We start from the raw sequence: 23,466 nt of genomic DNA, 5'->3' as shown, positions 1-23,466 counted from the left end.
ATTACTGAAAACGGCGGCGAGCATTGGCTTCGCGCGCGGCACGTGCCGTTTCGACAGAAACCACGCGGCGGCCCACTGGCCACAGGGCAATGGCGGCAATCTTAAAATTCGCCACGCCAACGGGAATGCCGATAATGGTCAGGCACTGTGTTATCCCGGCGACAATGTGCATGATGCACAGCCACCAGCCAAAGAGCACAAACCAGATGATGTTCAGCGCGGTGCCGCCTGCGTTTAGCAGAACGTTTTTACCTTGGGGAGCCAGTTCGTCGACATGGATCGCTTCATTTCCCCATGGTACCAGCGAAAGTTTAGTGATTTCCCAACAGGAGCGCGTCAGCGGCAGGGTGATAATCAACACCATACTCACCACTGTAGCTAGCAGCCAGCCTAACGTGGTGGCAAAACCGCCAAGCACAAAGTTCAGAATATTCAGAACGGTACGCATAAAACCTCGGTGTAATACGGTGAGAAACATATCCTGGCAATTGTAACGATTTTTTGGACTGGAGCACCAATTCTCTGGCAGGTAAACTGGCAATTATTGTCACAAGCTGAGAACAATAAGACATGGAACTGAAAGCGACCTCTCTGGGAAAACGTCTGGCGCAGCACCCTTATGATCGTGCGGTGATCCTTAACGCGGGCGTCAAAGTCGCAGGCGATCGACATGAATACCTTATTCCTTTCAATCAGCTATTGGCAATCGAATGCAAACGCGGATTGGTATGGGGAGAGATGGAGTTTCTGCTTGCTGACAAGAAAGTTGTGCGCCTTCATGGTACCGAGTGGAGCGAAACCCAGCGTTTTTATCACCACTTGAATGAGCGCTGGAATAACTGGAGCAAGGAGATGAGCGAGGTTGCTGCAGGTGTTTTATCTGCGCAATTGGAGCTGATTGCCGGACGCATAGAGCAAAAAAAGTGGCTGACGCGCAAGCAAATTAGCGGCCTCCAGCAACAGTTGCAGCAGGCATTTACGGCGTTGCCTGTGCCAACCAGCCGTCTGCATGAATTTGATAATTGCCGTGAACTTTGGCAGCAGTGTCAGGCGTGGCTTAATGACATTGAGGGACGCCGCACGCAGCATAATCAAGCCTATACCGACGCTATGCTGGTGGAATATGCAGCATTTTTCGACCAGGTTGAAACCTCACCGCTGAATCCTGCGCAGGCACGAGCCGTTGTTAACGGGGAACACGCATTGCTGGTGCTTGCAGGCGCGGGGAGCGGTAAAACCTCGGTGCTGGTGGCGAGGGCAGGTTGGTTGTTAGCGCGGGGTGAAGCCGCGCCTGAGCAGATCCTGTTGTTGGCTTTTGGTCGTCAGGCGGCCCGGGAAATGGATGACCGTATCCGTGAGCGGCTGCATACCGAGGAGATCACTGCCCGGACTTTCCATGCGCTGGCGCTGCACATTATCCAGCAGGGAAGCAAAAAAGTTCCGCAAGTCAGTGAGCTCGAAAGCGATACTCCGGCGCGACTGGCGCTCCTGACCGATGCCTGGTGTTCCCAATGCAGTGAAAAGAAAGCACAAGCTAAAGGGTGGCGGCAATGGCTTGAAGAGGAGATGGAGTGGAACGTTCCGGAAGGTAACTTCTGGGAAAACGCTGCATTGCAGCGGCGTATTGCTCCCCGTCTTGATCGCTGGATTGGCTTAATGCGAATGCACGGTGGCGCTCAGGCGGAGATGATTGCCAGCGCGCCGGAAGAGGTTCGGGAGCTGTTTAGCAAGCGTATCAAATTGATGGCTCCGTTGTTGAAAGCCTGGAAAACAGCCTTAAAAGAGGAGAATGCTGTCGATTTTTCCGGGCTGATCCACCAGGCAATAAATGTGCTGGATAAAGGGCGATTTATCAGTCCCTGGAAACATATTCTGGTGGATGAATTCCAGGATATTTCGCCACAACGTGCAGCCTTGCTGGCAGCACTGCGTAAGCAGAATTCACAGACGACGCTCTTTGCCGTTGGGGATGACTGGCAGGCAATTTACCGTTTTAGTGGTGCGCAACTCTCACTGACGACGGCTTTCCATGATTATTTTGGCGAGGGCGATCTTTGCGCACTCGACACCACATACCGTTTCAATACGCGAATTGGCGATGTTGCTAATCGCTTCATTCAGCAAAACCCGTGGCAACTCGCAAAACCACTGAACAGCCTGACGGCTGGTGATAAGCATGCTGTTACGCTACTGGCGCAGGACCAGTTGGATGCCTTGCTGGACAAACTCAGCGGCTATGCCACGCCGGAAGATCGTATTCTGCTCCTGGCCCGTTATCATCACGGTAAACCCGCGAGTCTGGACAAAGCGGCGACGCGTTGGCCGAAATTGCAGCTCGATTTTATGACCATTCATGCCAGTAAGGGTCAGCAGGCGGATTATGTGATCGTGTTGGGATTGCAGGAAGGACAGGACGGTTTTCCGGCTCCGGCCCGTGAGTCGATTATGGAGCAGGCGCTGCTGCCGCAACCAGAGGATTTCCCCGATGCAGAGGAGCGCAGGTTGTTATATGTAGCGTTGACCCGCGCGCGTAAACGTGTCTGGTTATTATTTGATAAAGAGAACCCGTCGAGGTTTGTCGACATCCTTAAGTCTCTGGACGTGCCACAGGCGAGAAAACCCTGACAGCAGGCGGCTATAAGCCGCCTGCTTTTACTTCAGTCGTTCGGAAAGATAGCGTTGATAATCCGGGATCAGGATGTCGACACTGGTATTGAATTGTGGGGACTCGATAATAAAGTCAGCGGTAGATAAGTTGGTTGCCACCGGAATATTCCATACCGTGGCGAGGCGCAGCAGCGCTTTGACATCGGGATCGTGCGGTACGGCGTTGAGCGGATCCCAGAAGAAAATCAGTACGTCGATTTTCCCTTCGGAAATCAGTGCGCCAACCTGCTGATCGCCGCCCATCGGCCCGCTCAGCATGGCGTTGACTTCCAGTCCTGTTGCGCGCTGGATCAAATTACCGGTGGTACCTGTTGCATACAGTTGATGGTTGGCTAACACGGGGTGATGCCGTTCTACCCATTTCATCAACATCTGCTTGCAGTGATCGTGTGCAACGAGCGCGATATGCTTACGCACGGGTAGGGTGCGAGTCGTTAATTCCATAATCTGTTTCCGTCAGTGATTTTTGCTACAGATTACTGGAAGCGCCTGATGCTGCAAGAGAAGCCGCTAAAAAAATATGAAAATGGTTGAGTTCGCCAGTTTGATTTACACTTTGTGAAATCGCCCGGAGGAAACCATGAAAGAAACCGATATTGCCGATATTTTACAATCAACTCAGACCATTGCGCTGGTAGGGGCGAGTGATAAACCCGATCGTCCGAGCTACCGCGTGATGAAGTACCTGTTGGAGCAGGGGTATCACGTGATCCCCGTGTCGCCAAAAGTGGCTGGCAGTACGCTATTAGGTCAGAAAGGGTATGCAACGTTGGCAGATATACCGGAAAAGATTGATATGGTGGATGTTTTCCGTAATTCAGAAGCCGCATGGGAGGTCGCACAGGATGCTATCGCGGTGGGGGCCAAAACATTGTGGATGCAATTGGGCGTTATAAATGAACAAGCCGCTGTACTGGCTCGAGAAGCGGGCTTAAATGTGGTAATGGATCGCTGCCCGGCCATCGAAATCCCCAGACTTGGCCTTGCAAAATAAAAACACCCCGCGCTGGCGGGGTGTTGTCAGTTACGCAGGCGAGGTGCCTGAAGTTGCTTACGGATAGTACGCGCCAGCTCATCCATTGAAGGCTGTTCCGGGTGTTCATCGGTCACTTCGCTGGTGAGTTGAGCCTCGGCCAGATAAGTATGCACAGGCTGACCATCATCATCTTCCATCACCACGTGATACCAGGGCAGTACGCGCAACTCATCATTCACCGCAAGCTCATCGGCGGATGGCTCATCAAGAGAGTATTCGGGGTCGATATCGACCACTACGCCAAGGTAGCCCAGCAGAGAGTGGCGAACCTGCTGGCCAATACCGAATTTGCTGGCAATCATTGTCACCTCCCGGGAACCCTACATACCCTTGTATATGCGGGCGAGGTTCCAAAATTCAAGTTACATGACGCGACAGGCAAACCCTTTCAGATACAGCCCTTCCGGGTAGGTAGCGATCACCGGATGATCGGCGGCCTGACGGAACTGCTCTATAAATTGTACATCACGGCCAGCATCTATTGCGGCATCGGCGATGATTTTCTGAAATAAATCTGTGGTCATCAAACCTGAACAGGAGAACGTTAGCAGTATCCCGCCGGGATTCAGGAGCTGGATCGCCAGCATATTGATGTCCTTATATCCCCGGCATGCGCCCATAAGCTGGCTTTTATTTTCAACAAATTTGGGTGGATCCATCACGATAACATCAAAGGTTTCCCCTTGATCGCGGTACTTACGCAGCAGTTTAAAGACGTCATCGCGCACAAATTCCGCTTTGCTGAGATCAAGTTTGTTCAGCGTCACGTTTTGTTTTGCAACATCAAGGGCTTCCTGTGAGGTGTCAACGCTGACTACCTGACGGCATCCTCCCATTAACGCTGAAACTGCGAACCCTCCGGTGTAGGAGAAGCAGTTAAGGACACGTTTATCTGCCACATAACGGCGGGTAGCCAGACGGCTATCACGTTGATCGAGGTAATAGCCGGTTTTATGTCCGCCCTGAATATCGACATATAACTTCATGCCGTTTTCTTCAATAGGCAGCAGAGCGGGCGGCAGCTCGCCCAGAACTGGCCCCTGGGTGAGTTCCAGACCCTCTTTTTTACGTACTGCAACATCGCTGCGATCATAAATAGCGCAATGCGGATAGAGCGTTTGCAGCGCGGAGAGCAGAGCAGGGCGTTGATATTCCGCCCCTGCGCTCAGCAGTTGCAGAACCAAAAAATTGCCAAAGCGATCGATGGTCACACCGGGTAGGCCATCGGATTCGCCCGCAATCAGACGATAGCTGTCGAGACCGTCGCGCTGCGCCACCCAGTCACGCCACTGCTGCGCGCGTTGCAGGCGGCGGGTAAAGAAATCAATATCAATGCTTTCGTCTTTATCAAACGTCCAGACGCGGGCACGTATTTGTGATGCGGGCGATAATGCGCCCCGCGCCAGCCATTTACCCTGATGATCGACGATATCAACGGTTTCTCCGAGACTGGCTTTGCCTTCCATGCGCGCGACTGCGCCGGAGAAAACCCACGGGTGGCGGCGCAACAGTGATTTCTCGCGCCCTTTGGCTAACACTAAACGTACACTCATATTCGGCTATTCTGTAAACTGAAGAAAATGGGCGCTATTGTCACGGGTTCGCCGGTTAAATGCAACGCGCCAGCAGCGAAAGGAGGACGAAGATGGCACAGGTATGCACAATCGCCTGGATACACGGAATAGTGCAGGGTGTTGGCTTCCGTTATAGCACGCAGCATGAAGCCCAGCGACTGGGCCTGACGGGTTATGCACGTAATCTTGATGATGGCAGCGTAGAAGTACTGGCCTGCGGCGACGCAGAAGCGGTCAACAAACTTATTGAATGGCTAAAAGCAGGCGGTCCACGCAGCGCCCGGGTCGACAGGGTTCTTACTGAACCGCATCAACCCGGTAAAGAATGGACCCGTTTCGACATCCGTTATTAAATGCACTTCACCGGTTTCGGCAGGCCGGCGATTTTGGTCGCCTGCTTTGCCGGTCCTTTCGGGAACAGGCGGTACAGATAGCGGCTGTTACCTTTTTCTTCGCCATATTTATTCGCCATCGCTTTAACCAGCATGCGAATGGCAGGAGACGTATTGAACTCCAGGTAAAACTCTCGCACAAAACGCACCACTTCCCAGTGCTCGGGGGAGAGGGCGATATTTTCTTTTTCCGCGATCGCCAGTGCCAGCGCTTCGCTCCAGCATGCGCTCTCTTTCAGATAGCCTTCGCTATCGGTCTCTATTTCATTACCTTCAAAGATCAACATAGTTTTTCACAACGTCAGTCAACAACGGCGGGAGTGTAGCAAAAAACAAAGCCCCGCATAAGCGGGGCTATAGGAAGAGCAGTATTGCGGTCAGTCTCTGCTGGCGAAACCGAGGATGCTCAACAGGCTGACAAAGATATTGTACAGCGACACATACAGACTCACGGTGGCGCGAATGTAGTTCGTTTCTCCCCCGTGAATAATGTTGCTGGTTTCAAACAGGATAGCGCCGGTAGAAATCAGAATGAACACTGCGCTAATCGCCAGGTGTAGCGCCGGAAGCTGCAGGAAGATATTGGCTACCATACCGATCAGCACCACCACCACGCCTGCCATCAGCATGCCGCCAAGGAATGACATATCTTTGCGGGTGGTCAGTACATAGGCAGAGCAGCAGAAGAAGACCAGCGCAGTACCACCCAGCGCCAGAGCGATCACATCGCCCATACCGGCAGAGAGGTAAGCGTTCAGCATTGGACCAAGGATATAACCGAGGAAGCCGGTGAACGCGAAAGCGGCCAGGATACCGGTCGGTTTGTTCGCCAGTTTATAGGTCAGAAACATCAGACCGTACATACCGACCAGCGTCAGGATAAGCCCCGGAGAGGGCAGCATTAATACAGTGCTTGCGGTCGCTGTGATCGCGGAAAACGCCAGCGTAAGGCTTAACAGAAAATAGGTATTGCGCAAGACCTTGTGGGTGCTTAACAGGGATGTGCGGTCACGCGATGAAGTAATAATACGATCCATGAGTCACTCTCTTATGACAGATGTAATTAAGTGTGGAGTCTAGAAAAGACTTGCTTCCTGACAAAGTTGTTTTACCCATCTTTACTCATAAAGCAAGTCTGTTTTAGCGAGACTTATGGCAAAACGCGTACTTCGTAATTGAAGCGGGTAAATGTGATGCAAATCCATATTGGTGTCTTATATGTCACTGAAAAATATTGCCCTGTAATCATTTGAGCGCTAAGAGTGTACTCGCATCGTCACAATATTAATGATCAAGGGCAAAGGACATGAAACCTCAAACACGTAATCACATTGCACTTTCTTTATTGACTGTCGGCATTCTGAGCGTATGTTCAGGCGCGTTTGCTGCGACGGTGCCGGCAGGAACCGTGCTCGCGGAAAAACAGGAACTGGTACGCAACAATGGCAGTGAGCCCGCGTCGCTGGATCCGCATAAAGTCGAAAGCGATGTCGAATTTAATATCATCAGCGATATCTTTGATGGGCTGGTGGCGGTCAGAAAGGATGGAACCATTGAACCGCGTCTGGCGGAAAAATGGGAGAACAAGGACAACACGGTCTGGGTTTTCCATTTACGCCCGGGTATTACCTGGTCAGACGGTACTGCAATTACGGCAAAAGATGTGGTCTGGAGCTGGCAGCGTCTGGTTGATCCGAAGACCGCGTCACCCTATGCCAGTTATCCTGGCAATATGCACATCGTCAATGCGACGGACATTGCGAAGGGCACGAAATCCCCGGATACGCTGGGTGTGAAGGCGCTGGACGATTCAACGCTTGAGGTGACGTTGACGCAACCGACGGCCTCTTTTCTGCCAATGCTGGCGCATCCTTCACTGGTGCCGGTAGATAAAGTGTTAATTAGCCGCTTTGGCGAGAAGTGGACAAAGCCGGAACATATTGTCACCAGCGGCGCCTATAAGGTGACGGATTGGGTGGTGAATGAGCGTATTAGTGCTGAGCGCAATAAGCGTTACTGGAATGACAAAGAGACGGTAATCAATAAGGTGACGTATCTGCCGATCAATTCGGAAACCGCCGACGTTAACCGGTTTAAAGCCGGTGAAATTGATATCACCTATACCATCCCTGTGAACCAGTTCGCGCAATTACAGAAAACGCTGGGCGATCAGGTCAATGTGGATCCGCAACTGGCTACCTATTACTACGAATTCAATACCACCAAACCGCCATTTAACGATCCGCGGGTGCGGCGGGCGCTCAATATGGCGCTGGATAAAGATATTATCGCCGATAAGGTCATGGCTCAGGGGCAACGTCCTGCATGGGTGATTAGCCAACCGGAAATTGGTGGGGTAAAGATCGCTTCACCTGAATATGCATCATGGCCGCGCGAAAAACGTCTTGCCGAAGCCAAAAAACTGCTCAATGAGGCGGGGTTCAATGATGCCCATCCGCTGACTTTTAATTTGCTCTATAACACAATGGAGACGCATCAGCGCATCGCTATTGCAGCCAGCTCGATGTGGAAGAAAAATCTGGGGGTTGAGGTAAAACTGCAAAACCAGGAGTGGAAAACCATGCTGGATACCATGCACAACGGCAATTTTGATGCTGTTCGTTATGCATGGATTGCTGATTATGATGATGCCTCAACGTTCCTCAACAATTTCCGTACCGGCGATAGCGAGAATACCAGCCAGTACAGCAACCCGGCCTACGACGAGGCGTTGCGTAACGCGGCGAAGGCTAAAGATATCACCGAGCGCGGTAAGTATTATCAGCAGGCGGAAGATATCCTGGGTCAGGATGTGCCGGCGATACCGGTTTACCACTATGTTCGTACCCATCTGGTGAAACCGTGGGTGGGGGGATTTGCACCTGACAGCCTGGGGTACTACCTGACAAAGGACATGTATATTAAGAAACACTGATTGTTTTGCATTTTGCACGCTGAATAAATGGTCATTGTGTTGATTTTTCAGGCGAACAACACGTTTTTGATGATTTTTCAGGCAAATGAACATTCTCAGGCTTTACAGAAGACGCGAGGGTGTTTATAGTGCGCCTCATTCCGGAAGTGTGGCCGAGCGGTTGAAGGCACCGGTCTTGAAAACCGGCGACCCGAAAGGGTTCCAGAGTTCGAATCTCTGCGCTTCCGCCAGATTAAACGAGGGGTTACCGAAAGGTAACCCCTTTGTTTTTTGGCTGTTGGTATAGTGGTTAGAATATCCCCCTCCTTTTTGTGCGATTCACGTACGTTCCCTGCCTGACTTTTTCTCGTTTTTTATTATTACAGTGGTTCGCACCAGGCTTTCTGTTTTGCTATTGCTGAATTCGCCACAGACAACCAGGACATTTCCTGGCATGCGTTTGGGGGTATCTCTGAAGCGAGCATATGTAAGGTGACGGGAGATATGACGCTGGCAACTTGAGGGCTTTCCGTGTTGCCAGCCATTTTCCCGCTAACAGATTACGCGTTACTGCGCATGCGTGATATCGATAACCGAGGCTCGCGCAACGAGGCGCCCGGTCACTGACTTTCCTTCTTCCATAAAAAGCGCATGCCCGTCAATCAGCGAGCGGATGCGCTGAATACAGCTTTCCAGCAGTTCTTCTACCGGGTAGGAAATACAGGTCAGTGGAGGATAAAGTAAAGAGGCCAGCGGCGAGTCTTCGAGGCTGATAATGGACACTTCCTGCGGAACGGCAATATTAAACTCACGCAATAAGCGCATGGCCTCTGCGGCATAACTGTCACGCTTGGCAATGATCGCAGTGTATTTTGTGAAGCTATTTATCAGCTTTAACAAGGCTTGTTCAATATTATTATTGGCCATCACCAGCAACTGGCGGTTAAAGGGAAGGGAGTAATTTTGCAGTACGCTGCGATACCCCTCCAGCATCTGTTTACTGGCAGTGTCGGCTTCATTGTCGACGAGTAAGGCAATATTACGGTGGCCTTTTCCCAACACATAGCGGCAGGCGCTTTCGGCGGCAAAGGCATAATTGTAGCCCTGGTGCGCGCTGCCTTTTGCTGAGAAGGCATCAAAGGCGATGACATTGCCGGGCATATCGCTGCTGACATTACTTAACGTGACAACCGCTGCGCACTGATGTTGCAGATTCTGGATGGCCGTTCTTTGCTCGTGCTCATCATTCACATACTGAATGAGTAATGATTTATTGAGCGCTTTTACCGCAAGTGAAAGGCGAGGCAGGAGGGTTGCGCTAAAACTGGCTTCATTAGCAGGCAGCACCATACCGATATAGCTTGATGTGTTACTGGCAAGAGTTTGCGCGGCAAAACTCGGGCGATAGTCGAGCACTTCCACGGCTTTCAAAACAGCTTCCCGGCTGTCGTCGCGCACGCCGCGCGTACCGGTCAATACACGTGAGACTGTGGCCCGGGAAACATTGGCTAACTTTGCAACATCATCGATAGTAGGCATGGTGTTTTCTGTATTACGATTTTCTCCCGATGATACCATAAATGCGAACAGGTATTAGTCACTTACGCCGTCATGGGGCGATTACGCATGCCGTGTGAGTGGAGTGTCGGTAACCAGGCTGCACCGCGCACGCCGCTGGCATCGCCGAATTTTGCTTTAACAATCACGGTGCGGCAGGAGGGCGAAAAAATATACTTTTTGATCGCTATCGGGAGATCCCTGTACAGCGAAACCACATTTGAGAGCCCGCCCCCTATCACAATGGCATGGGGATCAAGCGTATTGATAACCCCGGCCAGGCTGCGGGCAAAGGCGTCGATAAAGTGCTGATAGTGTGCGGCGGCTAACGATTCTCCTGCTTGCGCCGCAGCGATGATCGATTCGGTACTCAATTGCGTTCCTTGTTTGGCATTAAAACGGCGGCTAAAGCCGGTGCCGGAAATAAAGCTTTCGATACAGTTTTGATGCAGGCAGTAACAGTGCTGAACCGGGCCATCTCTTTCAACTGTCCAACCCGGCAGAGGGTTATGCCCCCATTCGCCCGCGATGGCATTAGGGCCGCTTAGCAACTGACCATTAACCACTACGCCACCACCGCAGCCGGTGCCGACGATAACGCCAAAAACAGTACCGTACCCTTTTCCGGCACCGTCTATCGCTTCCGACAGCGTAAAACAGTCTGCGTCATTTGCCAGGAACACTGGCTGATCAAGGCTAAGCGCCAAATCCTTCTCTAAATTCTCACCATTCAATACCTGGCAATTACAATTCTTGATAAGCCCCGTTTCGGGATCAATGGCACCGGGTAACCCGATCCCTAACGTAAAGTCGGTTGTTTGTTCGGCCCTGATGTGCTCAATCATTGCAACGAGATGATGAATAAATCCCCGATAATCTGCTTTATAGGTTGGGCGTCGTTCACGAAAACGAATATCGCCGTTTTTATCCAGCAATACCGCTTCCATTTTTGTACCACCAATATCCAGGCCAAGGTGAAACATCGTTATTCTCCAGTAAAAGAAGAGAGGGCATGCCTCTCTTCTGCGCAGCATGGCTTAATGACGGGTACGGTAAATGTCGATAAGTTCAGTCACTAATTCTTTGGCGAGGATGGATGTCATCAGGTGATCCTGGGCATGCACCATCACCAGTGTCATTTTGGTTTTGCCTTCCCCTTCATCGGCTTCGATGAGCTGGGTTTGTACTAAATGCGCTTCGCGAGCGAAGTGCTGCGCCTGCTGCATTTTTTCATCCGCATCAGCAAAGTTTCCTTGCTTAGCACTCTGTAGCGCTTCGTAACAGAGACTGCGTGATTGTCCGGCATTGATGATAATGCCCATGACTTGCTCTTCTAATTCCATAACATCCTCATCGTTTTAATCGTGACTGTTACGCGGTTTCAGACTGTCCAACGCGGCCAGGTTGCGTCTTTTCGGCAGAATCCTGCGCAAGCAATTGTTTTTCATAAGCCTTAAAGAAGGGGTAATACATGAGAGCGGACGTTGCCATGCAAATCAGGCACATGATCACCGGGCTAAATGCCCAGTTCGCGGCCCAGGATGCGCCAATTGGCGCGGGTGTGGTCCACGGGGTCATGGAGACCACTCTGGCCACCAGGTTAAAATCGAGGGCAAAGTACGCCAGCGTGGCATTGACCATCGGTACCAGTACAAACGGGATAAAGAATAAGGGGTTCATAATGATCGGCGCGCCAAACAGGATCGGTTCATTGATGTTGAACATACCGGGTACGATGCCCATGCGCCCGATGGTCCGCAGATGTACGGCTTTACTGCGGATCAACAGCAACGCCAGCGGCAAGGTTGAACCCACCCCGCCGATCAGCAGGTAGTGATCCCAAAATCCCTGAACGTAGATGTGTGGAATGGCGGTACCGGCGGCAATGGCTGCCTGGTTGACTGACAGGTTGGCCATCCAGAAAGGGTTCATAATACCGGTTACGATCAGTGCGCCATGGATACCGGCAAACCACAGTATCTGGCACACCAGCACCGAGAGCAGAATGGCCGGTAACGTGTCCGATGCTGCCACCAGTGGTTTCACCAGCGACATAATCGCTTCCGGAATAATCATGCCGAACTGAGCTTCTATCAGCAGATTGAGTGGGTGCAGCGTCAGTACGACGGCGAGCACGGGAATGAGGATCTCAAATGAGCGCGCCACGCCGGTGGGAACTTCTGGCGGCAGGCGAATAGTAATATTGTGACGACGCAGAAAAGCGTACATCTCTGTTGTATAAATGGCGACCAGCAGCGCGGTGAAAATACCCTGGCCGGAAAAATAGGCTGTCGAAACGAGCCCCTCGTTTAACGGCGCGGCAATAAGTAAAAAACCCATCAGCGACAACATACCTGAAGTCAATGGATCCAGCGCGTGGTGGCGAGCCAGGCTGGCAGCGACGCCAACGGAAATAAATATCGTCATGATGCCCATACTGAAATAATACGGCAGCATCAGATTGGCCCTGTGTTCTAACGAAAACTGTAACCAGGCCCGGGCGAACCCCCAATGGGTATCCGGTGAGAAAGGGGGAAAAATAAAGACCAGCATAAAAGAGCCGACGATCATAAACGGCAGTGCCAGAATAAAACCGTCACGAATGGAGGTGACGTATTTCTGTTGACCGACTGCGCCAGCCAGCGGCGTGATTTTTTGCTCAATCACCGCGATTAACTGAGAGTACAGAGAACTCATCGTGTATCCCTTATTTATTATTTTCGATTAATGAGAGGGCAAAATCTAAAACCGCCGCCCCTTTTTGCATGCCGTAATCCATCATGTTGATAGGCTCGACTCTGATGCCGTATGTATTGGCTTTCCCTTGCAGATCGTTCTGCATGTACTTCACCTGTGGGCCGAGTAATACCACCTCGTAATTGCCCACCTGTTGTTCGAATTCCGCGACGCCAAAGGCTTTAATATCAACATCCAGGCCGCGCTTTTCCGCCTCTTCGACCATTTTTTTTACCAGCAGGCTGGTAGACATTCCGGCTGAACAGCAAAGCATGATTTTTTTCATGGAAGACTCCTGACTGAGTGACAACAATGGGCGCACTATAGAATTGTGGATTCAAAACGGAAAGCGCTTTCCATTTATGGATGCGCTAAATGTGAGCAGGATCACCAGATTGAGACTTCCGCTTTGTATTGATGTGGGCGATGATCCCGCTACTTCACGTCCTATAAAGGTTCCACCATGAACATTCAGCTTATGAATGTTGCGGTTACGTTGATCGAGCAGCGTATAACGCCCTTTGCCAACATGCTTACCCGGAGTCAGCACATTACAGCGATGCGTGACAGCTTTGCGCTGGCCATGCCTTTCGTCATCGTTGGTAGTCTGATGGTGCCGCTGATTTTTCCGCCCGTTTCCATTAATCCTTTCTCCGGGTTTGGCCGTTACTACCAGCTTATTCGACCGATGCTGCTCCCTACTTTTGAGCTGACGATAGGACTGGTTGCGTTGATTATTGCTTTTGGCGCCAGTGCGAGTCTGGCAAAGCAATATCAGTTGCCGGAACGGCTATGCGGGCTGACGGGGTGTCTCTCATTTCTGGTATTTATTGGTTTTAAAACCACCGACGGCGCCAATATTTTCCTCGGTGGGTTAGGGATTTTTAGTGCGTTGATCTCCAGCTTTTACTGTGTGGAAGTGATCCGTTTTTTTTATCAGAAAGGGTGGTGTATACGACTACCGGACGAAGTACCGGTGATGACGAGAAATGGTTTCCAACTGCTGGTGCCGTTGCTGGTGGTGATGTTATCTATCACGGTGGTCAATACCACGCTAAAGCTAACCACCGGGATGATTTTACCCCATCTGATCAGTGAAGCATTTCGGCCGTTGATTATTGCTTCAGATACGCTGACGGCGATACTCATCTCATTGATTATATGTAATTTATTATGGTTTGTTGGTATTCACGGCGCGTTAATTATCACCGGTATTATGAACCCATTCTGGATGACCTATTTATTTGAAAACCAACAGGCGCTGGCGAGCGGAGAGGCGCAACTCCCTCATATTTATCTGCAAGGTTTCTGGGACTTTTATCTGCTTATTGGAGGGATCGGCTCAACGCTGCCGTTGATTTTTATGGCGCTGCGCAGTCGTTCCCGCCAGTTGAAAAGCGTCGGGAAAATCGGTTTCATCCCCTCGCTGTTTAATATCAATGAGCCCATTCTCTTTGGATTTCCGATAATACTTAACCCTGTCTTTTTGATCCCCTTTATCGTTGTGCCCGTTATCAACGCCTGCATCGCATGGTATCTGACCCATCTTGGTGTGCTCGATCGCGCGGTGGCGATGCTGCCCTGGTCAATGCCTTCACCATTAGGTGCCGCCTGGTCGGCCAATGGCAGCTGGAAAAATATGTTTATGTGCCTGTTTGCCTTCCTGAATTCGTGGATGATTTACCGCCCGTTCTTTAACGTTTATGAGCGCCAGTTGATGGATTCTGAGAGCAAATAACCCTGCCTGACCTGTTTTTTACGCCAGCCATTGTTGTTGCGCTGGCGTGTTTTCGCTTTCCTCTCTGTTGATGTGATTTTCATCACGCTTTTCTTTCTCTGTTTTTAGAATTTGTGATTTGATCCAGCAATAATGGAAAGCGCTTTCCATTTGCGGATGTACATTTCCATTTTTGATCCGTAAATTTCCATTCGCGCCATACAGACGCTCTTTCACTCAAAAAAAGAAAAAGGAAAATGATGAACAGGTTGAACCGATTAATACCTCTGGCCTTACTCATTAACGCGGCGCTTAGCGGTGCTGCGCAGGCCGACGACATCAAAGCGTATGACTTTACCCTTCATGGCTATATTCGCTCCGGCATTCTGGCGAACTCCGATGGTAACCGCGTCGATTCGCTGGGACTGATGCCTGACGGCAAATGGCGTCTGGGTAACGAAGACGACACGAAAATTGAATTAATTCCACAAGTCACGCTGAAAGCGGCATCCGGGGCGGTGGCCAAAATCCAGGCAAATATCACTCACCAGAGTAAATGTACCTCTGACTGGAACTGCCAGGACGATGATGGGCACGACGTGCAGTTTCGTGAAGGATTTGTCGAGTTAAGTCATCTCGACTTTGCCCCGGATATCACGTTCTGGGGGGGAAAACGCTACAGCAGTTCTAACACCTCCAGCCACCAGTTTGACTGGGAATATATTCAATACAACGGTACCGGTGGCGGTTTTGACAATATGGATCTTGGCTTTGCCCGTTTTGATGCGGGTGTCTATGCCTTCTCACCGACCAGTGAGACGAAAGCGTATCCGGTAGATAAGGGCGATCAGGGCTACCCGGACGACTATTCCCTCAACCTGTGGTTCAAAAAAATCGGCGGGACAGGGCTGGATCTGGAGCTGATTGGTCATCGCATGAACCGCAATGAAAACCACCCCACCTCTTCTGAAAAAGGTTATGGCATTACCGGGGTGTACAACTTTGACGGCTTCTGGGGGCTGACTGGCGGTTATTCAAAACTGGTTATGCAGTATGGCCGCGGGTTGGCGGCGGGTGACTCGCTGGGTAAAAACGGCTGGGGCTGGGCCAACCTGGAGGATACACAATCGTGGCGTGTTGTGCTGGATAGTATGGCGTCGCTGGGCGCGGTTGATATCTCTACGTTTGCCTACTATCAGAAAGATAAAAATTACCGCTGGTGGAGCAGCGATGCCGACGGCTGGGGACGCTCCAGTTGGGTTGCCGGTATTCGCCCGTACCACCAAATCACGAAAAATTTCGCCATGCAGTATGAAGTGGGCTACGAGTATCTCGATGATGAAAATTACAAGGGCGTCAACGGCAAAGGGAAAGGGGGCCTGACGAAAGTCACCATCGCGCCGACACTGACCTTCGATTCCGGTTTCTGGAGCCGACCACAGCTGCGTTTCTTCGTGACGTATGCCAAATGGGATAAGGGCGTGTCCGATGCGTTGGATGGGAATTACAACTGGAGCACGAACACAATCTCAGCGGGGGGATACAGCCGCAGCGGGAGCACCGATACCGTGAACTTTGGCGTCCAGGCCGAGGTGTGGTTCTAAGGAGAGAGAAACATGTGTAAACCCATTCGTAAAATAGTCCTGGTATCAATACTCTCCCTGCTGGGAAGCGCGGGGGCAATGGCGGCGGAACAGTCGCATTTCGAAAACTTTATCACCCGTCACGGGGCGCAACTTCAGGATGGCGACAAGGTTTTTCGTTTTGCCGGTATTCACGCGCCGGAATTACACCGTATTGAAGATGACGCACGTGGTGCCTGCAAAGCCGATCCCCGCGGCTGGGGTCAGTATTTCAAATGGCCCACACCGCAAGAGCAGGAGAACTGGATCCGCGCGATGGTGCAAACCGGTGCCAGAGCGCAACGTGTTTACGTACTTTCGGTGCAGCAGGAAAACGATGTTGCCTGCGGACGTGCAACGCATATTCTCGCGCCAGAGCGCCCGGACGCTATGCCACGCCTTAATGAAGAGGCGATGAAAGTCTACGACAACATGATCGCGGAAGCTGACAAGCAGGGGCTGCGCCTGATTCTGCCTTTTATTGATCACTGGTGGTGGTGGGGTGGCCGTGAGCAACTGGCTGCCTTCTATCATGAAAAACCTGAAGACTTCTATCGTACCGACAGCAAAACCTTCAAGGCGTACCTGGATGTTATTCGTCAGGTGATTACCCGTAAAAATACCGTGACGGGGCGCTCCTATTATGACGAAAAAGCGATCATGGCCTGGGAAACGGGTAATGAACTGGAAGACACCAACGCGGATTTCCTCAAGCAAACCGCCGCGTGGATCCGCAAATGGGCGCCGCACCAGCTGATTGTCGACGGAACGTATAAGAAGATTAACCCGTTTGCTTTAACCGATCCGAACATCGATATCGTCAGCAACCATTACTACACCAATGCCGGTAACAACCATCCCGATCAGGTGCAAAAAGACCTGCAGGCGATCGGCGGTAAAAAGGCGTATCTGGTGGGGGAATTTGGCCTGCTGGACCATACGCAACTGAATGACATTATGCAGTCCATCGTACATAGCGAAGTGAATGGTGCGCAGGCGATTGGCGGTTTTGTCTGGGGATTCCGCGGTCACCGACATGATGGCGGGTTTTACTGGCATAAGGAGTTTACCGGTCATTACAGCTATCACTTGCCTGGGTTTCCACTGGAGGGAAAAGCCAACCAGGAAAGCGAGGTTGTGGATCTGGTGCGCACGGCGTCTGCGCAACTTGCGGGGTTAGCACAGGTTCCACCGTTGCCCGTGCCGGATGCGCCGCATTTGCTTAAAACCGATTCGCCTTTCGCCATCAACTGGATGGGCTCGCCGGTTGGACGTTATTACGATGTTGAACGGGCTACGTCAGAAAAGGGACCGTGGCTACGCGTTGGCAACGACATTTCAGATGGGGTGAATGAATGGAGCCCGGCCACAATGGCGCTGTTCCGCGACGATTTCCGCAGCCTGCAACAGGGAAAAACGTACTACTACCGCGTGATAGCGAAAAATGAGAGCGGGGCCTCGGCACCGTCAAACATTATCAGCGTAACGCATATCCAAAAGAATATGGCGCCAGTTGTTACGCTTGAAGGCGTGCGCGCAACGACGCTGGATAAAGGCGTCCTGCTGAAAGCAAGCTGGAAGGACGATGATCTTCCGGACCGCAAGGTAACGCAGCGCTGGAGCAACAACGGTAATAAAAACGCACATATATGTGACGCCAGCAAGCCTGAAACCCGGGCATGGTTCTCGGCACCGGGAACCTATGCGCTGACATTCACGGCTGACGATGGACTGTTAAGCAGTAGCAAAACCCACAATGTCACGGTGAAAGAGGCCACCGGTAAAGCGCCGGCGGACTACTGTACCTTTGGCGGGGGCGTGCTGGACGTCAGTCGCGCCAGTCTGGATGCAGTCAACACCAGTGAAAACCCGCTGGTGCTGGGGGATGACGGCTTCGTCGGTCCTTTTGCCCATGAAGGCGATAAGGTGACCTGGCGGGTTGATGTTCCCTGGGAAGGGCAGTTTGCCCTGCATGTGACGTTCAACGGGAAATGGGGTGGCAAAAAGAACTCCTTTGTGGTGAATGGCGGTGCGCCGATTGGGGTTGAATTTCCGCAAACGGATGAACATGGCCAGCAAAAGGTGGTGCCTGTCACCCTGAAAGCGGGGGAAAACCGGATCAGCTTTGGTAAGTTCCCCGGCGACTGGGGCTACATGTTTATTAAATCGATTGAAGTGACTGCAGAGTAGTGATGTTGGCTGCGCCTTTCGGGCGCAGCTTTTTTTTATTAAGGAGGCGTTATGACCCGGTATTCATTCCCGGCGGGTTTTTTCTGGGGTGCAGCAGCATCTGGTCCGCAAACCGAAGGCGTGGAGGGCAAGAGACACCGTTCCATTTGGGACAGTTGGTTCGCGGAACATCCTGAACGTTTTTATCAGCAAACAGGACCACAAAAGGTCTGCGAGACTTACACCCAATATAGAGACGACGTAGCATTAATGAAGCGGTTAAATTTTAATTCCTTCAGAACTTCGATTCAGTGGTCGCGCCTGATTGCCGATTTTGAAACCGGTGAACCTGATGCGGATGCGGTACGTTTTTATCATGCGTATCTTGATGAGATGATTGCCAACGGTATTGAACCGATGATCAATCTTTACCATTTTGATATGCCAGAAGTGCTGCAGAAAAAATACGGTGGTTTTGAATCGTCTTACGTAGCAGAACTGTTTGCCCGGTTCGCCCGCACGGCATTTACGCTATTTGGCGGCAAAGTGAAGTACTGGATCACCTTTAATGAGCCCATTGTGCCGGTTGAAGGGGGATATTTGTATGACTTCCATTATCCTTGCAAGCGAGACGGGAAACTGGCGGCGCAGGTGGCATTTAATATCATGCTGGCTCATGCGAAAGCCGTTCACATTTACCGGGAACTCAACCTTGCGGGTGAAATTGGCGTGGTGTTGAATCTTACGCCTTCCTACACGCGCAATGATTCGCCGGAAGATAAAAAAGCGGCATGGTACGCCGATCTTCTGTTTAACCGTAGCTTCCTCGATCCGCTGGTGAAACATCAGTTCCCGAAGGAATTATGCGAAATTCTGTCGGCCAATAAGTGCTTGCCTGAAGTATCGAGGCAAGATGTTGATGTTATTACCTCCTCGCAGATTGATTTTCTGGGTGTCAATTATTATGTTCCGCGACGAGTGAAAGCGCGGGAAGCTGACTATGCGCTCGACTACTTCACCCCAGAACTTTATTTTGAGAATTATGTTAACCCGCAAGGGCGATTTAATCCTTACCGTGATAATAATGAAATTTTACCGCAGGCTATTTACGATATCGCTACAAATATCCGCGACAATTACGGCAATATAAAATGGTATCTTGCAGAGATTGGTATTGCGATGGATCTTGCATCGGAAGGGCCAGTACAACCTGACGGCGTGATTGATGACAGTTTCCGTATTGGCCTGATGCAGGAGCATTTAATTCAGCTACATCGGGCAATTTCCGATGGCGCCAACTGTTTTGGCGTTCATCAGTGGACGTTTATTGATAACTGGTCATGGATCAATGCCTTCAAACGCCGGTACGGTTTTTATCGTCTCGATATTGAAACGGGAGAACGGCGAATAAAGCGCAATGGATTATGGTTTAAGGCACTCGCGCAAACCAATCAGTTTATCTGCGAGGAGTAACGGACGTGAGCAAGTCCTGTTTTTACCCACTCGTTAATGCGGTGAAGAACTATCCATGGGGGAGTCGCACTGCACTTAATCAGCGTTTTCATATTCCGAACCCTGATGACCAACCGCAGGCAGAAGTGTGGATGGGTATTCATCCGGCCGGTGTTTCTCAGGTTATTTTCCAGGATAAAACCTGCTCTCTGGCTGAGCTGATTACGAGTGATAAAAATGCCATGCTCGGCAAACGCATGGTGGAACAATTCGGCGATCTGCCGTATCTGCTTAAGCTCCTCGCTGCCGAAAGCGCGTTATCTCTACAGGTGCACCCGCAAAAGGCGCAGGCACAAGCGGGTTTTCAACGCCAACAACAGGGTTCGAATAACCCGCCAGATTATAACGACGATAATCATAAACCTGAGTTGGTCTATGCAGTTACGCCCTTTATGGCAATGAACGGTTTTCGCAAACCTGATGAAATCGTTACGCATTTCAGGCGGCTTACTGTTCGTTCACTTGACGATGCGATTGATCAATTAGCCTTGCATCCTTGCGCGGAAACGATGCAGGGGTTCTTCGTCACACTGATGCAATTGCCTGAGGATGAAAAGCAGCAGGCGATCGAACGATTGGTCAGTGAAGCACCGGCGTTGTATGACGAAAATCTGGCGGCGTTTATTCTGCGTTTGAATCACTATTACCCGCATGATATTGGCCTGTTTGCGCCGCTTTTCCTGAATTGCCTGACGTTGCAGCCAGGTGAGGCAATGTTTCTCTCCCCCGGAACATTACATGCCTATGTGCAGGGTGTGGCTGTTGAAGTTATGGCAAGTTCCGATAATGTGCTCAGAGCAGGTTTAACACCGAAAAGGATCAACCTGACAGAACTGGTTGCCTGTACGGTGTTTGAACCTGTTTATCAGGAAACATTACTGATGATCCCCGAAAGCGGTCATGGGAAACATCATTATCCTGTGCCGGTGGCTGATTTTTGTTTTGATATCTATACCGATGTGACGCATTTTCCGGTGCATACCGCCAGCGCGGAAATTGTACTGGTTATCGAGGGTCGCGCTTCTTTACAGCATTCGGGTGGGGAAGTTATTGATCTTAACTGCGGTCAGTCTGCCTTTATTCCGGCGTCAACCGGAGACTGGACGCTAACCCTTTCGGGGAGATTATGCCGTGTTTATGGTTAATCTGAATGGCGATGCGTTTGGTCAATACTTGTCCTCAGGACTGTAGACATTCCTGACCTCACGCCGGGGCCAGCCCAAAGGGCTCCGGCGTGAGGCACGGTGGTAACAATCACTTCCCCAGAGAGGACTACTTTCGTTGAGCAGGAGAACATTTCGCCGATTCAATCGTGGTGGGATAATCGTTCACGCAGGAAGTCTATAAATCTCTGCACTTTCGCCGGTATCAGACGTGTTTCTGTGAGTGCGTAAACTGCGCGGGGTGAACCGTGCCAGTCAGGAAGAACCTGTACCAGGCTACCGGTCGCCAACTCATCGGCAACCACTTCCTTTGGCATCAGCATAATCCCCTGGTGTAATGTTGCCAGCCGGCGAATCATTCCCACATTATTCAATGCAAATCGACCACTGACATTCACCGTTTGAGTTTCTTTGCCGTGGTGAAGTGTCCATGAGTTGATTTTTAACATGCCCACACATTCATGATCCTCCAGTTCCGATGGGACAGAAGGTGTGCCGGAACGTTCCAGGTATTCCGGGGAGGCGTACAGAAACGCGGTGAGCGAGGCCAGCTTTCTTGCAATCAGCTGGGAGTTTTCAGGCTCTCCCATCCTGATTGCGACGTCGGATGGTTCACTTATTAAATCGACTTTTCTGGGCGTCAGATCGAATTCAAAGTTAATGCGGGGATAAAGCTCAGCGAATTCAGCAATCAGTGGCGCAAGATAGGTGACAGCAAAATCAACGGGTAATGATGCACGCAGTGTTCCGCTGGGCTGGGCCAATATCTATCCCAACTGCTCGTGGGCTAAATGCCCTTTTATTGGTGTCGATCATGCCTGGATGAGTGGCCGGTATTTCCACCTTGCAAGCATGCCGGGATGTCCGCCGTATCGTCTGTTTTCCTGGACGCTGATGATATTTCCCCGGCCTGGTGAGCAGAAAGTATCTTGTTGTCTATCCTGCAGCACCAGGTCAGCGTGCGCAAAAAAACAAAGGTCTTTTACCGATGGTGAATAAAAAACCACTATTACCTTGATTCTGAATGGAATAATTAATGTATTTTTGTGGGTAGACATAAAAATCAGGCATAACAAGAGCAATGATGTCATCGGACAAGGTTTCAACATTTTTAACTTTGTTTACCATGGTCGATGTGAAGTTATAGGTGTCTTTGTTTTCTGTCCATGTATAAGAGATATCCCTGCGTATATATCCCGCAGGGCGATTGTTTTTTATATAATTGCCACTGACTGCAACCACACCTCGATGTTCTTTCAGGTTATACATAAAATCTAATGTCAGATTAGCGCGAGTGTCCTCATAAAACACGATAAGGGATGCGGTGCATTTTTCTTCATTATAGTGTTTCGATATTAAAATTTGATAAAAATAGTCCGCGAATACACCGGCGATAAAGAAAAAAAAGGAAAAGAAAATTATTTTCTTTCTAGTCACTGTTGATTCCTCGGAAGTAAAGCGAAACGCATTCAGGCTCCGATGCCGTTAAAAAATTATTCTTGCAAATCAATGCAGTTAACGTGGGAGATGTTTTTGATATGGGGAAGTATACCCAAGGATAATGCTGGCAATTTAAACCTGAACTCAGGATCAGTGACTTATATTTTTGATAGTTACCACTACCGTCTAGTGTGTCATTTTTAGTATAAAAATGACAGCCATCTTCTCTTTCAACTAATGAATAAGTATTAAGCAGGTTAGGTCCGGAACTTAAATGCCTTCCAATGCTGTTTATAAACAGACCTGTAGCAAAAAAAATAAGCATAGCAATAATTGACAGGTGCGAACGGAGGGCGGATGCTATTTTCATTCTGTACGATTTGTCATTTTTTATGCCAGAGTCATTTCCGCCCAAGTCTGATTTATCATCATGCATATTCTGTAGCAGATTAACCGTATCATTGTGTTTACTGTCAATATTCTTCTCGTCATCGTGGCTCTTTGTAATATTTTCGGTATCTGACCGCTTGGTGATTTTAACACTTTCGTCAATCTGAAAACCTCTTCTTGGGATAGTCGCAATTAATCGTCTATCCGTTTCGCCTACGGCACGTAACCCCCGACGAACAATAGAGATATTCTGATAAAGTGTATTTGTTGGTACGAGCATACCTTCCTCTTCCCAAACCTTTTTGAAGAAATCTTGTTGAAGCACAATCTCCGGAGAGGCTTCCAAAAGCAGGAGGAGACAGCGGCTGGCAGGCGTTGTCAATGTTACATTCATCTCGGGATTGCAGGCTGATATCAGCTTTTTTGCATCCGGTCGGAATTCGATATTATCGTTGATAATCCAATACATATATCTATATACGCCACAGCCAGTGGCTATGTCCCTTTTTAGAATTACATCTTCTCTGATTAAAAGCGTTGGCAGTATTTATTTCATCATATCAATGGAATGATTACC

General features: G+C 50.3%; 23 protein-coding genes and 1 tRNA gene. 10 read left to right on the top strand and 14 right to left on the bottom strand.

Annotation, left to right across the window (positions count from 1 at the left end):
- Position 1 precedes the first annotated feature (1 nt).
- Positions 2 to 448, bottom strand: coding sequence for a YccF domain-containing protein (locus tag N7922_RS15935; protein ID WP_263097245.1), 447 nt, complete (start codon positions 446 to 448; stop codon positions 2 to 4).
- Between the two features lie 122 nt (positions 449 to 570).
- Between N7922_RS15935 and helD the strand changes: the two genes are divergently transcribed.
- On the top strand, positions 571 to 2,625 hold the full coding sequence (gene helD / locus N7922_RS15930; protein WP_263097244.1) for a DNA helicase IV: 2,055 nt from the start codon (positions 571 to 573) through the stop codon (positions 2,623 to 2,625).
- 27 nt (positions 2,626 to 2,652) lie between these two features.
- Here helD and mgsA read toward each other — a convergent pair whose 3' ends face one another.
- On the bottom strand, positions 2,653 to 3,111 hold the full coding sequence (mgsA, locus tag N7922_RS15925) for a methylglyoxal synthase (RefSeq protein ID WP_263097243.1): 459 nt from the start codon (positions 3,109 to 3,111) through the stop codon (positions 2,653 to 2,655).
- Positions 3,112 to 3,247: 136 nt separating this feature from the next.
- On the opposite strand from mgsA, the gene N7922_RS15920 reads away from it, so the two are divergent.
- Positions 3,248 to 3,661 (top strand): CoA-binding protein, encoded by a 414-nt coding sequence (locus tag N7922_RS15920; RefSeq protein WP_263097242.1) that lies wholly within the window; start codon positions 3,248 to 3,250, stop codon positions 3,659 to 3,661.
- Between the two features lie 26 nt (positions 3,662 to 3,687).
- On the opposite strand, the gene hspQ is transcribed toward N7922_RS15920, so the two are convergent.
- Together hspQ and rlmI are read right to left on the bottom strand one after the other, a co-directional pair.
- A complete protein-coding gene (gene hspQ, locus N7922_RS15915) occupies positions 3,688 to 4,005 on the bottom strand; it encodes a heat shock protein HspQ (RefSeq protein WP_061494721.1) in 318 nt (105 codons plus the stop codon).
- Between the two features lie 60 nt (positions 4,006 to 4,065).
- Entirely contained in the window at positions 4,066 to 5,256 is a 1,191-nt protein-coding gene (gene rlmI / locus N7922_RS15910; protein ID WP_263097241.1) for a 23S rRNA (cytosine(1962)-C(5))-methyltransferase RlmI, read from the bottom strand.
- A gap of 92 nt (positions 5,257 to 5,348) precedes the next feature.
- Between rlmI and yccX the strand changes: the two genes are divergently transcribed.
- Positions 5,349 to 5,630 carry an acylphosphatase gene (yccX, locus tag N7922_RS15905; protein WP_263097240.1) on the top strand — a complete coding sequence of 94 codons (282 nt, stop codon included), beginning with the start codon at positions 5,349 to 5,351 and terminating at the stop codon, positions 5,628 to 5,630.
- Here yccX and tusE read toward each other — a convergent pair.
- Both tusE and yccA read right to left on the bottom strand, forming a co-directional pair.
- Complete coding sequence (gene tusE, locus N7922_RS15900; RefSeq protein ID WP_263097239.1) at positions 5,627 to 5,956, bottom strand: sulfurtransferase TusE; 330 nt, start codon at positions 5,954 to 5,956, stop codon at positions 5,627 to 5,629. The two genes, yccX and tusE, sit on opposite strands and share 4 nt — an antisense overlap.
- A 90-nt stretch (positions 5,957 to 6,046) precedes the next feature.
- On the bottom strand, positions 6,047 to 6,706 hold the full coding sequence (gene yccA, locus N7922_RS15895; RefSeq protein WP_263097238.1) for an FtsH protease modulator YccA: 660 nt from the start codon (positions 6,704 to 6,706) through the stop codon (positions 6,047 to 6,049).
- Positions 6,707 to 6,975: 269 nt separating this feature from the next.
- Here yccA and N7922_RS15890 point away from each other — a divergent pair, with 269 nt between their 5' ends.
- Positions 6,976 to 8,604, top strand: a complete 1,629-nt coding sequence (locus N7922_RS15890; RefSeq protein WP_263097237.1) for an ABC transporter substrate-binding protein — start codon at positions 6,976 to 6,978, stop codon at positions 8,602 to 8,604.
- Between the two features lie 142 nt (positions 8,605 to 8,746).
- Positions 8,747 to 8,834 (top strand) — tRNA-Ser (locus N7922_RS15885).
- A 316-nt stretch (positions 8,835 to 9,150) separates the two neighbouring features.
- Here the strand turns inward: N7922_RS15885 and N7922_RS15880 are convergent.
- The 5 genes from N7922_RS15880 to N7922_RS15860 all read right to left on the bottom strand — a co-directional run bounded on the left by N7922_RS15880 (position 9,151) and on the right by N7922_RS15860 (position 13,162).
- Positions 9,151 to 10,122 carry a LacI family DNA-binding transcriptional regulator gene (locus tag N7922_RS15880; RefSeq protein ID WP_263097236.1) on the bottom strand — a complete coding sequence of 324 codons (972 nt, stop codon included), beginning with the start codon at positions 10,120 to 10,122 and terminating at the stop codon, positions 9,151 to 9,153.
- 62 nt (positions 10,123 to 10,184) lie between these two features.
- Positions 10,185 to 11,123, bottom strand: coding sequence for an ROK family protein (locus tag N7922_RS15875; protein WP_263097235.1), 939 nt, complete (start codon positions 11,121 to 11,123; stop codon positions 10,185 to 10,187).
- Between the two features lie 54 nt (positions 11,124 to 11,177).
- The gene (gene chbA / locus N7922_RS15870) at positions 11,178 to 11,483 is read right to left on the bottom strand and encodes a PTS N,N'-diacetylchitobiose transporter subunit IIA (protein WP_263097233.1); all 306 of its coding nucleotides are present in this window, start codon (positions 11,481 to 11,483) and stop codon (positions 11,178 to 11,180) included.
- Positions 11,484 to 11,511: 28 nt separating this feature from the next.
- Positions 11,512 to 12,837 carry a PTS sugar transporter subunit IIC gene (locus tag N7922_RS15865; RefSeq protein ID WP_263097232.1) on the bottom strand — a complete coding sequence of 442 codons (1,326 nt, stop codon included), beginning with the start codon at positions 12,835 to 12,837 and terminating at the stop codon, positions 11,512 to 11,514.
- A 10-nt stretch (positions 12,838 to 12,847) separates the two neighbouring features.
- Positions 12,848 to 13,162: a PTS sugar transporter subunit IIB gene (locus N7922_RS15860; protein WP_263097231.1), complete on the bottom strand. Its 315-nt coding sequence runs from the start codon at positions 13,160 to 13,162 to the stop codon at positions 12,848 to 12,850.
- 177 nt (positions 13,163 to 13,339) lie between these two features.
- Between N7922_RS15860 and N7922_RS15855 the strand changes: the two genes are divergently transcribed.
- From N7922_RS15855 to manA, 5 genes are all read left to right on the top strand, one after another.
- Entirely contained in the window at positions 13,340 to 14,614 is a 1,275-nt protein-coding gene (locus tag N7922_RS15855; protein ID WP_263097230.1) for a PTS sugar transporter subunit IIC, read from the top strand.
- 239 nt (positions 14,615 to 14,853) lie between these two features.
- The gene (locus tag N7922_RS15850; protein ID WP_263100929.1) at positions 14,854 to 16,197 is read left to right on the top strand and encodes a maltoporin; all 1,344 of its coding nucleotides are present in this window, start codon (positions 14,854 to 14,856) and stop codon (positions 16,195 to 16,197) included.
- A 12-nt stretch (positions 16,198 to 16,209) separates the two neighbouring features.
- On the top strand, positions 16,210 to 18,405 hold the full coding sequence (locus tag N7922_RS15845) for a CBM35 domain-containing protein (RefSeq protein ID WP_263097229.1): 2,196 nt from the start codon (positions 16,210 to 16,212) through the stop codon (positions 18,403 to 18,405).
- Positions 18,406 to 18,456: 51 nt separating this feature from the next.
- Positions 18,457 to 19,857, top strand: coding sequence for a glycoside hydrolase family 1 protein (locus N7922_RS15840; RefSeq protein WP_263097228.1), 1,401 nt, complete (start codon positions 18,457 to 18,459; stop codon positions 19,855 to 19,857).
- Between the two features lie 5 nt (positions 19,858 to 19,862).
- Positions 19,863 to 21,041 carry a mannose-6-phosphate isomerase, class I gene (manA, locus tag N7922_RS15835; RefSeq protein ID WP_263097227.1) on the top strand — a complete coding sequence of 393 codons (1,179 nt, stop codon included), beginning with the start codon at positions 19,863 to 19,865 and terminating at the stop codon, positions 21,039 to 21,041.
- 161 nt (positions 21,042 to 21,202) lie between these two features.
- Here manA and N7922_RS15830 read toward each other — a convergent pair whose 3' ends face one another.
- From N7922_RS15830 to N7922_RS15820, 3 genes are all read right to left on the bottom strand, one after another.
- Entirely contained in the window at positions 21,203 to 21,823 is a 621-nt protein-coding gene (locus tag N7922_RS15830) for a substrate binding domain-containing protein (protein ID WP_263097225.1), read from the bottom strand.
- Between the two features lie 190 nt (positions 21,824 to 22,013).
- Positions 22,014 to 22,454: a hypothetical protein gene (locus N7922_RS15825; RefSeq protein WP_263100928.1), complete on the bottom strand. Its 441-nt coding sequence runs from the start codon at positions 22,452 to 22,454 to the stop codon at positions 22,014 to 22,016.
- A 34-nt stretch (positions 22,455 to 22,488) separates the two neighbouring features.
- On the bottom strand, positions 22,489 to 23,358 hold the full coding sequence (locus tag N7922_RS15820) for a transcriptional regulator (protein ID WP_263097224.1): 870 nt from the start codon (positions 23,356 to 23,358) through the stop codon (positions 22,489 to 22,491).
- Positions 23,359 to 23,466 lie beyond the last annotated feature (108 nt).

Origin of the sequence: Kosakonia sp. ML.JS2a (assembly GCF_025642095.1) — a bacterium.
Taxonomy (GTDB): Bacteria; Pseudomonadota; Gammaproteobacteria; order Enterobacterales; family Enterobacteriaceae.
Note: the sequence above shows the minus strand (reverse complement) of the source record. Positions and strands in the feature narration are given on the sequence as shown.

What these genes read in the sequence shown, in the direction of transcription:
- N7922_RS15935 (WP_263097245.1), bottom strand. Translation starts at nt 448, where the DNA reads ATGCGTACCGTTCTGAATATTCTGAACTTTGTGCTTGGCGGTTTTGCC.
- helD (WP_263097244.1), top strand. Translation starts at nt 571, where the DNA reads ATGGAACTGAAAGCGACCTCTCTGGGAAAACGTCTGGCGCAGCACCCT.
- mgsA (WP_263097243.1), bottom strand. Translation starts at nt 3,111, where the DNA reads ATGGAATTAACGACTCGCACCCTACCCGTGCGTAAGCATATCGCGCTC.
- N7922_RS15920 (WP_263097242.1), top strand. Translation starts at nt 3,248, where the DNA reads ATGAAAGAAACCGATATTGCCGATATTTTACAATCAACTCAGACCATT.
- hspQ (WP_061494721.1), bottom strand. Translation starts at nt 4,005, where the DNA reads ATGATTGCCAGCAAATTCGGTATTGGCCAGCAGGTTCGCCACTCTCTG.
- rlmI (WP_263097241.1), bottom strand. Translation starts at nt 5,256, where the DNA reads ATGAGTGTACGTTTAGTGTTAGCCAAAGGGCGCGAGAAATCACTGTTG.
- yccX (WP_263097240.1), top strand. Translation starts at nt 5,349, where the DNA reads ATGGCACAGGTATGCACAATCGCCTGGATACACGGAATAGTGCAGGGT.
- tusE (WP_263097239.1), bottom strand. Translation starts at nt 5,956, where the DNA reads ATGTTGATCTTTGAAGGTAATGAAATAGAGACCGATAGCGAAGGCTAT.
- yccA (WP_263097238.1), bottom strand. Translation starts at nt 6,706, where the DNA reads ATGGATCGTATTATTACTTCATCGCGTGACCGCACATCCCTGTTAAGC.
- N7922_RS15890 (WP_263097237.1), top strand. Translation starts at nt 6,976, where the DNA reads ATGAAACCTCAAACACGTAATCACATTGCACTTTCTTTATTGACTGTC.
- N7922_RS15880 (WP_263097236.1), bottom strand. Translation starts at nt 10,122, where the DNA reads ATGCCTACTATCGATGATGTTGCAAAGTTAGCCAATGTTTCCCGGGCC.
- N7922_RS15875 (WP_263097235.1), bottom strand. Translation starts at nt 11,123, where the DNA reads ATGTTTCACCTTGGCCTGGATATTGGTGGTACAAAAATGGAAGCGGTA.
- chbA (WP_263097233.1), bottom strand. Translation starts at nt 11,483, where the DNA reads ATGGAATTAGAAGAGCAAGTCATGGGCATTATCATCAATGCCGGACAA.
- N7922_RS15865 (WP_263097232.1), bottom strand. Translation starts at nt 12,837, where the DNA reads ATGAGTTCTCTGTACTCTCAGTTAATCGCGGTGATTGAGCAAAAAATC.
- N7922_RS15860 (WP_263097231.1), bottom strand. Translation starts at nt 13,162, where the DNA reads ATGAAAAAAATCATGCTTTGCTGTTCAGCCGGAATGTCTACCAGCCTG.
- N7922_RS15855 (WP_263097230.1), top strand. Translation starts at nt 13,340, where the DNA reads ATGAACATTCAGCTTATGAATGTTGCGGTTACGTTGATCGAGCAGCGT.
- N7922_RS15850 (WP_263100929.1), top strand. Translation starts at nt 14,854, where the DNA reads ATGAACAGGTTGAACCGATTAATACCTCTGGCCTTACTCATTAACGCG.
- N7922_RS15845 (WP_263097229.1), top strand. Translation starts at nt 16,210, where the DNA reads ATGTGTAAACCCATTCGTAAAATAGTCCTGGTATCAATACTCTCCCTG.
- N7922_RS15840 (WP_263097228.1), top strand. Translation starts at nt 18,457, where the DNA reads ATGACCCGGTATTCATTCCCGGCGGGTTTTTTCTGGGGTGCAGCAGCA.
- N7922_RS15820 (WP_263097224.1), bottom strand. Translation starts at nt 23,358, where the DNA reads ATGTATTGGATTATCAACGATAATATCGAATTCCGACCGGATGCAAAA.